This is a genomic window from Neptunomonas sp. CHC150 (genome assembly GCF_030397555.1).
GTDB classification, from domain to species: Bacteria; Pseudomonadota; Gammaproteobacteria; order Pseudomonadales; family Balneatricaceae; genus Neptunomonas; species Neptunomonas phycophila.
The window spans coordinates 49,560-62,413 of the sequence record NZ_JAPNXU010000011.1 but is presented as its reverse complement, the minus strand read 5'-3'; the positions used below and the strand labels follow the sequence as shown (position 1 = coordinate 62,413).

The following is a 12,854-nucleotide window of genomic DNA, read 5'->3' as shown; positions in this document are numbered from 1 at the left end:
AAGCTAATGATCAACGAGTAAGCAGGATTACTTGCTCGTTGATTAAAGCGCAAAGTATACGCGAATCAGATGAGATGTGGAGTACGAAACCGCTGCGAGAAGACCGGTTAATACCAGAGGTACAATAAACCGTAAATCTCCGCTGTAATGGCCACGAGGCAGCCGAGTGAGTAAAGGCCGTAACGGCGCGCTAAGGTTTCTTCGTTTAGGGTAGATATCAAATAAGGTTGAGCTGGGTTGTTTGGGGCGATCATGACGTGCATTGAAGGGCTGTTTATTTGAGAGCGCCGACGCTCATTGGCTTCTACCGCTGCTGCTTTTTGAACGGCATCCCATTCCGTCATGTCGATTTTATTATCGCCGTTTTCATCAAAGCGCTCGAGCAAAGCGGTATAATTCGCTTTCCACTCGGTGATGACTTCTTTTGTCAGATCTTTTACGGATTCTACATGCCGACCACCACCTACGCTGCGAAACTGCCCGAGTAAATAGACTTTTTCGTGTCGCATTAACAAGCTTTCAGTGTAACGGTAACGCGGCCCAGATAATTCTTTAGTCAGCAGGCTTCGGCTTGTCGTATTGGTGTGGTGGTAGGTTTCGTCTCTGGGGTTTAAGGTGTTGCCGTGCCAGGTGCGGGTATAGTCTGGTTTTACTCTTGCCCCGTTCGGATCAACCAAGCATGTCCCACTGGAATCAGAAACTTGGAACCACTGCTGCGATTCGCCAGAGTTTACCGGTCCCGTTTTCTTTTCGTGTAGATCTTCTACTTTAAAACGGTACCAGACACATTCCATATTGGAGAGCGGTGCTCGTAAAATGTCTCCTTCACCGTCTTGGATGTGGCCGATTACTTCGACATACCCTTGATGGGCTGAGCGTATTAGGGAGGTTGGTGTTCCGGTAATTAAACGATAGTGGTTTAAAAAACGAAAGCCTATCCACGTTGTGGCAACTAAGCTAAATAATAATAGGAGCGTTAGCCAGATCATTTTATGAGCGTTTGAATAGCTGGTGGATATTTACATCCGCGGTTTCCAAGTCACTAAATACCAGCAACTCTTTATGCTTGAAGCTAAAAGCCTTGGAAATGATAATATCCGGAAACTGGTCTACACGAATGTTATAAATGTTGACGCATGCATTATAGAACTCACGGCGGTCGGCAATGCTGCTTTCTAGGCCCGTGATGCGACTTTCAAGGTGCTGGAAGGACTCGTTGGCTTTTAGATCAGGATAGTTTTCTACTACAGCAAATAACTCATCTAAACCTCCTCGTAAGGCTGTTTCCGCTGCCCCCAAGGCCACCATATTTTCTGCGTTCGCTGCATCACTCACGCGGGCGCGAGCACGTGTTATTTTGAGTAAAGTTTCTTGTTCATAGCGCATGTGTTCGCGACATATGTCGACTAATTTAGGTATTTCATCATGTCGCTGCTTCATTAACACATCGATGTTTGACCAAGCTTGGGCCACGTTATGGCGTAAATGAATGAGGTGATTATAGATAGAAATGGCATAAAGTAAGACTAGAATGGAAATAGCTAACGTAACCCAAGTGCTAATCGTCATCTAATTGGTTCCTTGGCGGTGTGATTTGTTAGAGCTTTTACGTCTAAATACCCATCAGTTCAACAATAATGGTTTTTATAACAAAGGCAGCCAAACCTAAGCCTAGCGCTAAAAACAAAATAATAGTTCCGAATTTTCCGGCATTGGATCGTTTAGCTAAGTCGTAAATAATAAAAAAAACAAAAGCGGCAAAAACAAAAATGCCGATATTGAGCATCAAACCTTCCCAGTCAGCTAAGCGCATGTAAACTCTCGTATTTTATTTAATTGCTTTTGTGAAAAACGGTGAGCTAACGCTACCGAAATGCTGAAAGATTATAGGTGATTCGCTGTGGTATTTCATTGCCTAGTAGAAGGTTGTCTTGAAAAGGTCTAGTGTAGTCGAGTGTGGATAGATACGAATTAATTGTGAAATAGAAGTTTTAGATCTATACATTCTATAGAGGTGGGAAAAACAGGGTTTTTTAATAACTTGTTGTTTTTTAATGTTATTTTGTAGTAGCTATGTATTTCCTCTCATATTTCCTCTGCTTTATAGTGCAAAAAAGTATCTTTGATAGGTAAATTTTGGATTTGTTTCTATTTGGTTTGAGGAGTGTAATGGGCTTGCTCTCACTTCTGAAGTGTTTATAAGAGCGCTTCGTAGGAGTTACAAAAAATATAAAAATCCACTGGCTTAGTTGTCAGTAATGGAGAGACTACTAATGAAAAACTATATGATTCCTACCCTTATGGCCTCGGCTATCGCTATGGCTTCTGCATCTTCTTTTGCTGCCACTACAGTAACAATTGGTACTGTAAATAACGGTGACATGATTCGTATGCAAGAGTTATCGCCTGCGTTTGAAGCTAAATATCCAGATATCAAGCTGGAGTGGGTAGTACTCGAAGAAAACGTCTTGCGTCAACGCCTCACAACGGACATTGCCACAGGTGGTGGTCAGTTTGATGTGATGACAATTGGTATGTATGAAGCGCCAATCTGGGGAGCCAAAGGTTGGTTGGAGCCTGTTGGAGAGCTACCTGCTGAATACGATGTAGATGATATTTTCACGTCTGTAAAAGACGGATTAACCGCTGATGGAAAGTTGTTTGCATTGCCTTTCTATGCTGAAAGTTCAATGACGTACTATCGTACAGATTTGTTTGAAAAAGCCGGTTTGGAAATGCCTGAACGTCCTAGCTGGGATCAAATGATGACCTTCGCTAAAACGTTGCACAAACCAGATCAAGAACAATACGGTATCTGTCTGCGCGGTAAAGCGGGTTGGGGCGAGAACATGGCCCTTATCTCAACAATGTCTAATGCGTTTGGTGCTCGCTGGTTTAATGAAGAATGGAAACCAGAATTTGACGGTGCTGATTGGAAAAATACATTGAGCTTCTATGTGGATCTGCTAGGCAATTATGGCCCTCCAGGAGCATCTTCTAATGGCTTTAACGAAAACTTAGCGTTATTTAACTCTGGCAAGTGTGCTATGTGGATTGATGCCACCGTAGCGGGATCATTTGTAACAGATAAAGCGCAAAGTAATATTGCAGATAATGTAGGTTTTGCGTTGGCGCCTAAGCAAGTTACAGAGCGCGGTGCGGGGTGGTTGTGGTCATGGGCTTTGGCTGCGCCAGTAAGCTCAGATGCAAAAGAGGCTGCAAAGTCATTTATGACATGGGCTACATCTAAAGAGTATAGCGACTTAGTTGCCGAAAAATATGGCATCGCTAGTATCCCGCCGGGCACGCGTCATTCAACCTATGAAAATAAAGATTACATGGAAGCCGCTAGTTTTGCTGCCATGACTTTAGAATCAATGAACAAGGCGGACGCGGTTAACTCAACGCTCAAGCCTAAGCCGTACATTGGTGTTCAATTTGCTGCAATCCCTGAATTCCAGGCGATAGGTACGCAAGTTGGCAAAGTGTTTGCTGGTGCATTAGCAGGGCAAATGTCAGTTGATGACGCGTTGAAAAGCGCTCAATCGACCACTGATCGTCAAATGAAGCGTGCTGGCTATTACAAGTAATAGTCAATAAGCACAAAGCGTTTTGCAGTGAGGTTGGGTAGATCGCTTACCTGACTTCACTGACACAATAAGAATCTTAAGAGCACATGCTATGAGTATTTCAAACCTGCAAGTCGATAAAGCGACAGGTGCAGAAGGGTCTGCTTCGTCTGTAAAAAGCCAAAATCGTCAAAAAAGCCGGATCAGCTTAGCGATGGTATCGCCTTCGGTACTGGTCTTGCTGGTATGGATGATTGTTCCATTGGCCATGACGATTTACTTCTCGCTAATCCGTTATAACTTACTCTACCCAGGCGATGAGCCATTCGTTGGGTTAGAAAACTACTACTACTTTTTGACTGACGAAGGCTTTGCAGCAGGGGCATTCAATACCTTGTATCTGGTTTTGTCAGTGCTAGCGATTAGTGTGATATTTGGCGTACTCATTGCTGTGCTAGTAGATCATGATTTTTGGGGACGCGGCATTGTTCGAGTCCTGTTGATATCACCTTTCTTTATCATGCCTACCGTGACTGCGTTGGTATGGAAGAACCTACTGCTACACCCGGTTTCTGGGGTGTTTGCTGCCGTCTGGCGGTTCTTTGGAGCCCAGCCCGTTGACTGGTTCGCAGAGTACCCCATGGGTGCCATCATAATGATTGTGTCGTGGCAATGGGTTCCATTTGCCGTCTTGTTATTGATGACCGCTATGCAGTCACTGGATCAAGAACAAAAGGATGCAGCACGCTTGGATGGTGCCGGACCGCTGGCTATTTTCTGGCATATCACCTTGCCGCATTTAATGCGTCCAATTGCTGTTGTTGTGATGATTGAAACGATCTTCCTGCTATCAGTCTTTGCCGAGATCTTCACTACAACAGGCGGTGGCCCTGGTTATGCAACGACAAACTTGGCTTTCTTAATTTACACCCAAGCCTTGCTGCAATTTGATGTGGGTATGGCGTCTGCCGGTGGTCTAGTAGCTGTCATTATTGCCAATATTGCCGCGTTTATTTTGATTCGCATCATTGGCAAAAACTTAACTGATAAGCAATAAGGCGGGGAGACTAAACATGTTAACACTTAAACAAGCCCGTCAATTACGTACGGTTCTATTAGGCACATTAGGTTGGTTGGTTGCGCTGATCATTTTCTTCCCTATTTTTTGGATGATTTTGACGAGCTTCAAAACGGAGATTGAGGCCTTCTCCTCTCCACCACAGCTGTTCTTTATGCCGACGTTAGAAAACTATATTGAGATCAATAGCCGCAGTAGTTATTTAACTTATGCGTGGAACTCAGTGGTTGTCTCTTTTGGTTCCACTTTTATTGGAATGCTGCTCGCAGTTCCAGCGGCGTATTCCATGGCCTTTTTTGAGACAAAACGGACAAAGTCGACGTTATTGTGGATGTTATCAACAAAAATGTTGCCGCCAGTGGGCGTGCTAGTGCCAATTTATTTGTTGTTCAAAGACTTTGGCTTATTAGATACGCGTACCGGCCTCATTATTATTTACACACTGATTAACTTACCGATCATGGTGTGGATGATTTATACCTACTTCAAAGAAATTCCAAAAGATATTTTAGAAGCAGCGCGCTTAGATGGTGCAACACCCATACAGGAAATTGTCCGTGTCTTGCTTCCTATATCAAAAGGTGGATTAGCGTCTACAGTTCTGCTGGCCCTTATCTTGAGTTGGAATGAAGCGTTTTGGTCTCTTAACCTAACAGCGTCTACAGCCGCCCCATTAACCGCCTTAGTTGCCTCGTACTCAAGTCCAGAGGGGCTATTTTGGGCTAAGTTATCAGCGGTCTCTACGCTCGCTTGTGCGCCTATCCTGATCTTTGGATGGCTGAGCCAGAAACAGTTGGTACGTGGCTTGTCATTTGGTGCGGTTAAATAAACGTTATATGTAAGTGCGGCGAAATTAAACGCCAGCTTTAGCTGAATATTGATGAGGTGGTTGATTGACCGCCTCAGTAAGGAACGAGGTTTCTCATGTCTGATCTTAAAATAACAAATCTAAAAAAGAGCTTTGATAATGTCGATATTATTAAAGGCATTGATCTAGAAATAAACGACCATGAGTTTGTTGTTTTTGTAGGCCCATCTGGCTGCGGTAAATCGACATTATTGCGTCTCATTGCGGGGCTGGAAGAGGTAACCAGCGGTAAGATTGAGCTCGATGATGTAGAAATCACTGATACAGCACCGGCTAAGCGTGATTTAGCCATGGTATTCCAGACGTATGCCCTATATCCACACATGACAGTCCGTAAAAACATGTCGTTTGCATTGGATTTGGCTGGTATTGATAAGGCCGAAGTGGACGCTAAAGTATCCGATGCAGCCAAAATTTTAGAGCTCGATCACTTGTTAGATCGTAAGCCGAAAGCTTTGTCTGGCGGTCAGCGTCAACGTGTAGCGATTGGTCGAGCCATTGTACGCCACCCTAAAATCTTCCTCTTTGACGAGCCATTATCGAACTTAGATGCGGCTTTACGTGTGCAAATGCGTTTAGAACTTGCGCGTCTGCATCAAGATTTAAATGCCACCATGATTTATGTAACGCACGATCAAGTCGAAGCGATGACGCTGGCAGATAAAGTGGTTGTTCTTAACGGTGGCCATATCGAACAAGTCGGTAGTCCTCTTGAACTTTATCACCACCCCGTTAATAAGTTTGTGGCGGGCTTCATAGGTACCCCCAAAATGGGGTTCTTAGAGGGTGTAGTGGTATCAGTGAATGAGGCCGGTGTCGAAATCACAGTGAGCGGTGGTAGTCAGTTCTTAGTCCCAGTTGATGGTGGCACGTTGCAAGCGGGTGAGGTTATTACGTTGGGTGTTCGTCCTGAGCACATCACGGTAACCGAGCCCGAAGAAAGCGCTTATCAAGGCCGATTAACGGTATCTGAGCACCTAGGAGCAGATACGTACTGTTATGTAGAAACTGACAGTGGCGAACCTTTGACTGTACGAGCACCGGGCGATTTCGAAGGCCGATACGGAAAAATGGTAGGTCTTAGTTTTGATTTGCAGCATAGCCACCTATTTGATGCTCAAGGTAAAGCACTGCCGCGCCTTGCAAAGGCTTAAAGAAACAGCGGATTAGCCATACGGCTAATCCAGTTTGACCCGTGATCTATGTTCGAAGCCATTTGCGGTGTTCAAACCCCCAAATGAGCACGAGGTGCGTAAAAAATGAAAATAACACAAGCGGCATTAGCTCAATTGCCTAACTCTATTATTAAGCCTGCGTATGACCGTGCTGCCACTTCAGCGGGTATCGTGCACTTTGGTGTGGGCGGTTTTCATCGCGCTCACCAGGCCATTTATACAGAAATGTTACTTAACCTGGGTAAGGCGCAAACATGGCGTATTTGTGGTGCTGGTGTTCGAGAAGCTGATCGCAGTATGCGCGATGCTTTGGCTGCTCAGGACTACTTATATACGCTGTACGAGTTGGGTGACGGTGAGAATACAGACATCCAAACAGTAGGTGTCATTAACAACTTCTTAGTTGTGCAAGATGATCGAGAAGAACTATTGGCAACACTGTCGTCTCCAAGCACACGTATTGTTTCGCTAACAGTAACGGAGGGTGGCTATTTTACTGATGATAGTACAGGCCAGTTTAAAGCATCGCATCCCGATGTGTTGCATGACCTCCAGCATCCCGCTACGCCTAATACCGTATTTGGTTTGATGACTGAGGCGTTGGCACGTCGTCGTGATGCTGGTGTCGCGCCGTTTACCGTTATGTCATGTGATAACTTGCCGCACAATGGTGATGTTGTGCGCAAAGCGTTGTTAAGCTTTTCGGCGTTACGAGACAGTGATTTACATGACTGGATTGCTGAGAATGTAACATTCCCGAACGCGATGGTAGATCGTATTACACCGATGACAAGTGATGCTCATAAGCAGCAGTTGCTTGATGAGACCGGTATTGAAGATGCATGGCCTGTTGTAGCCGAGCCTTTTTTGCAATGGGTTGTGGAAGATAAGTTCTGCAATGGCCGCCCTGAGTGGGAAACGGTTGGTGTTCAATTTACATCTGACGTAACGCCATACGAAGAGATGAAAATAGGGCTTCTTAATGGCAGTCATTTGGCTATGACCTATTTGGGTGCTCTATTGGGTTATGAGTTTGCTCATGAAACCATGGAAGATGAACTGCTTTGTGCTTATGTTCGTCAGTATATGGATCTTGATGTCACGCCTTTACTGGCGGATGTGCCGGGTATTGACCTCACCGAATACAAAGACACATTAATTAAACGTTTTTCTAACCGTGCCATTTGTGACCAGTTAGCGCGTATTTGCTCTGATGGAGCGGCAAAATTACCCAAATTTGTACTGACTACTCTACGTGGACAGATTCAAGCTGGGGCGCCATTAGATCGTACCGCATTAATAGTGGCTGCGTGGGCTCATTACTTGAATGGGGTTGATGAGAAGGGAAACCATTATCCTATCGTAGACCCGCAGTCAGAAGTATTGAAGCTGGCCGTTGCGGATAAGAGCGCCTTAGTTGAAAACATACTCGCTTTGGAAGATGTCTTTGGTTCTGACATCCCTAAAAGTACAGCATTTGTTGAAGCGTTCACGTGCCAACTGGAACGCTTGCAGAGTCAGGGTGTGCATGCAACGCTAAAACAGGTACTCAACCTGTAAAAACGTGGAGCGTTTAATGAGCCATACCTCTGATTCGATGTTAGCTGCAATTTTTGATATGGACGGTCTTTTAATTGATTCCGAGCCGGTGTGGATGTCGGCTGAGGCTCAAATTATGAAAGACCTCTATGGTATTGATCTCGTAAAGGCCGATCTAATGCCATTTCAAGGTCGCAGCACGCTCGCTTTTTGTGAGGGTATGGCAAAACGTTTTACTGATGCAGGCATTGTAATAGAGGATCTGCTGTCCGGTTTGTTAGACCGTATGGGCCAAATGATTACGACAGCGGCTCTGCTGCCTGGGGCCGAAGCCATTTTACATTGGTTTAATGATCAAAAAATTCCATTGGCAATAGCCTCTTCTTCGCCTCTGCATTTTATCGAGGCGGTAGTGTCTCGGCACCATTTACCTGTGCACATGTTCACTTCAGGGACTGAGGTGAACGCATCTAAACCGCACCCCGCGGTATTTGAGTTATGTGCTCAACGTTTATCAATGCCTGTTGAGCGTTGCATGGTCTGGGAAGACTCTGTCAACGGTGTGATTGCTGGTAAAGCAGCCAGTATGGCCGTCGTTGCCGTACCTGAAAAAAACCACCCCACGCCAGAAAAGTTCGCGATTGCGGATGCTCGCTGTAACTCATTGCTGGAATCACTAGAAATACTGAAAGTTGATGGTTTTATTTGGCCGATTAGTCGTCGTTAAGGGTGACCCGCGCGCGTTTGCAGGTAAGATAGGCAGGTAGGGAAACCTCATCGAATTTAATTAGTTTTGGAGTGCGCATGAATTTACTAGAACAGCTTAAATCACTAAGTACTGTTGTTGCTGATACTGGAGATCTAGAAGCGATTCAACGATTTAAGCCTGAAGACGCAACGACAAACCCTTCGTTAATCTTAAAAGCGGCAGAGTCTGGTAGCTACGATGGCTTACTGAATGACATTGTTACTGAAGTGAACGCTTTACATTTAACTAAAGATGCAGCCTTGGAAGAAACTAGCGACCGTCTAATTGTCGCTATGGGTGTGGCAATTCTTGAGCATGTACCTGGTCGAGTTTCAACAGAAGTGGATGCTCGTTTATCTTTTGACCAAACGGCTAGTCTAGCTAAGGCCCGCAAGTTGGTTGCTCTTTATGAGCAGGCAGGGGTTAGTCGGTCGCGTATTCTGATTAAGTTAGCGGCAACGTGGGAAGGTATTCGTGCGGCTGAAATTCTTGAAAAAGAAGGGATTCAGTGCAACTTGACGCTAATCTTTAGTTTTGCCCAAGCCCAAGCCTGCGCAGAAGCGGGGGTTTACCTTATCTCCCCATTTGTAGGCCGTATCTTAGATTGGTTCCGTAAGGAAAATCCTGACGCTAACTATGCACCATCAGAAGAACCAGGTGTGGAATCTGTCACACGTATTTTTAACTACTTTCGTCAGCAGGGCTACCCAACGGTTGTTATGGGAGCAAGCTTCCGTAATGCCGGTGAAATTATTGCGTTAGCTGGTTGTGATCGACTAACCATTAGCCCAGCACTGCTAGAAGAATTAGCGTCAACAGAAGGATCGCTAAACGCCTCTCTAGTGGCTACTGATGCATCACCTGTAGAGGTGGACGCTTTAACTGAACCGGCTTTCCGTCACGCGCTTAATGCAGATGCGATGGCAACAGAAAAGTTAGCTGAAGGTATTCGAGGTTTTGAAAAAGACCAAGGAAAACTAGAAGCCTTAATTTTAAACCGTTTGGGATAATGAAGTGGGTGTGACGCTCAAGAATAATCATAAGAGGGCGCTTTAATGTATGTTGGTGTTGATTGCGGTACGCAAGGTACTAAGGTCGTCATTCTAGATACTAAGCAGCAAAAGGTGCGCGGTGAAGGCTACGCTCCTCATGCTTTGGTCAGTGAATCAAATGGCTGTCGAGAGCAATCACCGCATTGGTGGACGGACGCCTTTGTCCTAGCGTATCACGCTGCCGTTGAACAAGCGGGTATTGATACACGCTGCATCCGTGGAATTGGAGTCTCGGGACAGCAGCATGGCTTGGTCGTTCTTGATCGTGAAGGGCAGGTTATTCGCCCGGCTAAATTGTGGTGTGATACCCAAACTGCTCCTGAAAATGCTGAGCTGCTCGCTATGTTGGGAGAAGAGTCAGGTTCCATTGAGCAATTAGGGCTGGTCTTAGCAACCGGTTATACCCTTTCAAAATTGCTCTGGCTAAAAAAGAACGAGCCAGAAAATTTTGCAAACATAGCTCATATTTTACTACCGCATGATTATATTAATTACTGGCTAACCGGACAGATGGCTACCGAATGCGGTGACGCATCGGGTACGGGTTACTTTGATGTACGCACCCGCCAATGGAATACGGACGTATTGTCTCTGATAAGCTCCGACGGACAATTGGCAGATGCGCTACCGCCTATCCTTTCAGGGCAGCAATCCATTGGGCGGGTGCGTAAAGAGCTTGCTCAAGCATTGGGGTTATCTGATAACGTTATTGTATCCAGTGGTGGGGGCGATAATATGATGGGGGCAATTGGCACCGCTAATATTGAAGATGGCATGGTTACCATGAGCCTTGGTACCTCGGGAACCATCTATGCGTACTCGTCGACGGCTCCCTCCCGCTTACATCCAGATGTCGCTTCTTTTTGTTCATCTAACAATGGTTGGTTACCTCTCATATGCACAATGAACTTAACCAGTGCTGCTAATAAAATGCGTGACACGTTAGGTCTGGACTTAGAAGCGTTCAATCAGTTAATTGCTGATACGCCAATCGGAGCAGAGGGGTTAACCATGTTGCCTTTTCTTAACGGGGAGCGAGTACCAGCCCTACCCGATGCTACGGGCAGTCTGCTCGGTTTAAACATGCAAAACATGACACCAGGCCACTTATGTCGGGCAGTAGTGGAAGGCACAACATTCACTTTACGTTACGGTTTAGACCGTTTAAGAGAATCGGGCGTGCGCAGTGAAACAATCTGCTTGATTGGTGGTGGCGCGAAAAGCCCAGTCTGGCGGCAGTTAGTTGCTGACGTGATGAATACCCGTGTTGTTTGCCCTGTCAGCAGCGAGGCGGCGGCATTAGGGGGAGCTATTCAAGCTGTGTGGTGTGATCTACATGAGCAAGGCCAAGACGTCTCTTTGGCCGAGTTGTGCTCTGATCTAGTCGTAATGAATGACGCGTTGATGGCAGAGCCACAACTGGATGCTGTACAGGCTTATGAACAGGCCTATCGAGCTTACTTATTAGCAGTGGCAGCGCATTATCCTGAAGCGGAGGTCAGTTATGGCACCGCGTAACGATACGCCTTTAGATACCTCTTTTAAGTTAGAGCTGGAGCTTTCAGATCCACATTATTCGGGTTCGGTTCGCTACCTGCAACATGGGGCTGACTCGCCTTTAATTCGTTGGCACTGTCATAAAGAATATGAGCTGCATTTGATTGTGGCAACGTCAGGTAAAATGTTTATAGGCGATTACATTGGCAATTTTAGTCCGATGCATTTAGTTCTGACAGGGCCTCACTTGCCGCATAATTGGATTAGCCGGTTAGATGAAGATGAACCCGCGCCTTTGAGGGATATGTTGCTGCAGTTCTCTGGAGACTTTATTCAACAATGTAAGGCAATCATGCCTGAAATGGGCATGATTGATGATTTGTTAAAAAAGGCCAGTGTGGGAGTCATGTTTGAGCAAAGTGTAGCTTTAGAAGTTGAACCCTTGTTTCGTCAGGCTTCTCAGACCAGTGGTTTTAGTAGATTGGTGCTCTTTTTTAACATTCTTGAGCGGCTATCGCGTGAAAAAGATTATCGCTTATTATCGTCAACATCGTTTGACCCTTTGCTGGACGAGTCAGCAATTGATCGGGTAAACGTTGCGGTAAATTACATCATGCAGCATTACCAAGCGGGGCTTACCTTAGAAGATGTAGCGAGCGAGGTAGGAATGAAGCCGACTTATTTTTCTAAGTTTTTCAAACGCAGTACCGGGATACGGTTTATTGAGTTTGTTAATAACTTAAGAATCAACCGCGCCTGCGAGCGTTTAGTAGGGACAACTGAGTCGATTACGGATATTTGTTTCCAAGTGGGATTCAACAACATCGCCAATTTTAATCGTCGTTTTGTTAGCCTAAAGGGAATGACACCATCTGATTATCGTAAGCAAGCCGCTATGCGCTATTATCGACCTGGTGGGCACATACCAGCACCTAAGAGTGATTAAAAGCTCTGGGGCTCAGTTAATAAAAAAGAAGGGATTGGTGGTAGCCATTTTTAGCCAATAAGCAAACGTAACGAGCTTGGCTTAGAAAAAATGGTGGTGGGAGATGGATTCGAACCATCGAAGCTTGCGCGTCAGATTTACAGTCTGATCCCTTTGGCCACTCGGGAACCCCACCAGAAGAGGGGGCGAATAATAGAGATAAAAGCAGGTTATGTAAATGCTTTTATGGGCTTTTTTCTCTTTTTTTTCACATGAAATTTAAGACCCTTATATTCTTGCGAGTTGAAAAAATTTCTTAATCTTTTTGTCATGCGGTCGCTATCCCCATGAGAGCTAGGGTTGGCTTGATATTGGCTGGATTTAGGCGTAAATCGGCATAGAT

12 protein-coding genes and 1 tRNA gene are annotated in these 12,854 nt (G+C 45.4%); 9 read left to right on the top strand and 4 right to left on the bottom strand.

The window, feature by feature from the left end:
- Nucleotides 1-107 precede the first annotated feature (107 nt).
- From OW491_RS14290 to OW491_RS14280, 3 genes are read right to left on the bottom strand one after another with little or no spacing between them, the layout of a single operon-like run.
- Nucleotides 108-989, bottom strand: a complete 882-nt coding sequence (locus OW491_RS14290) for a GIDE domain-containing protein (protein ID WP_290036599.1) — start codon at nucleotides 987-989, stop codon at nucleotides 108-110.
- 1 nt (nucleotide 990) lies between these two features.
- Nucleotides 991-1,569: a LemA family protein gene (locus OW491_RS14285; RefSeq protein ID WP_290036597.1), complete on the bottom strand. Its 579-nt coding sequence runs from the start codon at nucleotides 1,567-1,569 to the stop codon at nucleotides 991-993.
- A gap of 43 nt (nucleotides 1,570-1,612) precedes the next feature.
- Entirely contained in the window at nucleotides 1,613-1,813 is a 201-nt protein-coding gene (locus tag OW491_RS14280; protein ID WP_075171570.1) for a DUF2788 domain-containing protein, read from the bottom strand.
- Between the two features lie 460 nt (nucleotides 1,814-2,273).
- Here OW491_RS14280 and OW491_RS14275 point away from each other — a divergent pair, with 460 nt between their 5' ends.
- The 9 genes from OW491_RS14275 to OW491_RS14235 all read left to right on the top strand — a co-directional run bounded on the left by OW491_RS14275 (nucleotide 2,274) and on the right by OW491_RS14235 (nucleotide 12,472).
- Nucleotides 2,274-3,590 carry a sugar ABC transporter substrate-binding protein gene (locus tag OW491_RS14275; RefSeq protein ID WP_290036596.1) on the top strand — a complete coding sequence of 439 codons (1,317 nt, stop codon included), beginning with the start codon at nucleotides 2,274-2,276 and terminating at the stop codon, nucleotides 3,588-3,590.
- Between the two features lie 193 nt (nucleotides 3,591-3,783).
- On the top strand, nucleotides 3,784-4,626 hold the full coding sequence (locus OW491_RS14270; protein ID WP_290036873.1) for a sugar ABC transporter permease: 843 nt from the start codon (nucleotides 3,784-3,786) through the stop codon (nucleotides 4,624-4,626).
- Between the two features lie 16 nt (nucleotides 4,627-4,642).
- Complete coding sequence (locus OW491_RS14265; protein ID WP_075171573.1) at nucleotides 4,643-5,476, top strand: carbohydrate ABC transporter permease; 834 nt, start codon at nucleotides 4,643-4,645, stop codon at nucleotides 5,474-5,476.
- A gap of 95 nt (nucleotides 5,477-5,571) precedes the next feature.
- The gene (gene ugpC, locus OW491_RS14260; RefSeq protein ID WP_075171574.1) at nucleotides 5,572-6,669 is read left to right on the top strand and encodes a sn-glycerol-3-phosphate ABC transporter ATP-binding protein UgpC; all 1,098 of its coding nucleotides are present in this window, start codon (nucleotides 5,572-5,574) and stop codon (nucleotides 6,667-6,669) included.
- Between the two features lie 105 nt (nucleotides 6,670-6,774).
- Nucleotides 6,775-8,250: a mannitol dehydrogenase family protein gene (locus OW491_RS14255; protein ID WP_290036594.1), complete on the top strand. Its 1,476-nt coding sequence runs from the start codon at nucleotides 6,775-6,777 to the stop codon at nucleotides 8,248-8,250.
- A 16-nt stretch (nucleotides 8,251-8,266) separates the two neighbouring features.
- Nucleotides 8,267-8,956, top strand: a complete 690-nt coding sequence (locus tag OW491_RS14250; protein ID WP_246813242.1) for an HAD family phosphatase — start codon at nucleotides 8,267-8,269, stop codon at nucleotides 8,954-8,956.
- 77 nt (nucleotides 8,957-9,033) lie between these two features.
- Nucleotides 9,034-9,987: a transaldolase gene (tal, locus tag OW491_RS14245; RefSeq protein ID WP_290036592.1), complete on the top strand. Its 954-nt coding sequence runs from the start codon at nucleotides 9,034-9,036 to the stop codon at nucleotides 9,985-9,987.
- A gap of 45 nt (nucleotides 9,988-10,032) precedes the next feature.
- The gene (gene xylB, locus OW491_RS14240; protein WP_290036591.1) at nucleotides 10,033-11,547 is read left to right on the top strand and encodes a xylulokinase; all 1,515 of its coding nucleotides are present in this window, start codon (nucleotides 10,033-10,035) and stop codon (nucleotides 11,545-11,547) included.
- Nucleotides 11,534-12,472: an AraC family transcriptional regulator gene (locus tag OW491_RS14235; protein ID WP_075178803.1), complete on the top strand. Its 939-nt coding sequence runs from the start codon at nucleotides 11,534-11,536 to the stop codon at nucleotides 12,470-12,472. Before xylB ends, OW491_RS14235 begins: the two co-directional genes overlap by 14 nt.
- A 91-nt stretch (nucleotides 12,473-12,563) precedes the next feature.
- Here OW491_RS14235 and OW491_RS14230 read toward each other — a convergent pair.
- Nucleotides 12,564-12,647 (bottom strand) — tRNA-Tyr (locus OW491_RS14230).
- Between the last annotated feature and the right edge of the window lie 207 nt (nucleotides 12,648-12,854).

What these genes read in the sequence shown, in the direction of transcription:
- OW491_RS14290 (WP_290036599.1), bottom strand. Translation starts at nt 989, where the DNA reads ATGATCTGGCTAACGCTCCTATTATTATTTAGCTTAGTTGCCACAACG.
- OW491_RS14285 (WP_290036597.1), bottom strand. Translation starts at nt 1,569, where the DNA reads ATGACGATTAGCACTTGGGTTACGTTAGCTATTTCCATTCTAGTCTTA.
- OW491_RS14280 (WP_075171570.1), bottom strand. Translation starts at nt 1,813, where the DNA reads ATGCGCTTAGCTGACTGGGAAGGTTTGATGCTCAATATCGGCATTTTT.
- OW491_RS14275 (WP_290036596.1), top strand. Translation starts at nt 2,274, where the DNA reads ATGAAAAACTATATGATTCCTACCCTTATGGCCTCGGCTATCGCTATG.
- OW491_RS14270 (WP_290036873.1), top strand. Translation starts at nt 3,784, where the DNA reads ATGGTATCGCCTTCGGTACTGGTCTTGCTGGTATGGATGATTGTTCCA.
- OW491_RS14265 (WP_075171573.1), top strand. Translation starts at nt 4,643, where the DNA reads ATGTTAACACTTAAACAAGCCCGTCAATTACGTACGGTTCTATTAGGC.
- ugpC (WP_075171574.1), top strand. Translation starts at nt 5,572, where the DNA reads ATGTCTGATCTTAAAATAACAAATCTAAAAAAGAGCTTTGATAATGTC.
- OW491_RS14255 (WP_290036594.1), top strand. Translation starts at nt 6,775, where the DNA reads ATGAAAATAACACAAGCGGCATTAGCTCAATTGCCTAACTCTATTATT.
- OW491_RS14250 (WP_246813242.1), top strand. Translation starts at nt 8,267, where the DNA reads ATGAGCCATACCTCTGATTCGATGTTAGCTGCAATTTTTGATATGGAC.
- tal (WP_290036592.1), top strand. Translation starts at nt 9,034, where the DNA reads ATGAATTTACTAGAACAGCTTAAATCACTAAGTACTGTTGTTGCTGAT.
- xylB (WP_290036591.1), top strand. Translation starts at nt 10,033, where the DNA reads ATGTATGTTGGTGTTGATTGCGGTACGCAAGGTACTAAGGTCGTCATT.
- OW491_RS14235 (WP_075178803.1), top strand. Translation starts at nt 11,534, where the DNA reads ATGGCACCGCGTAACGATACGCCTTTAGATACCTCTTTTAAGTTAGAG.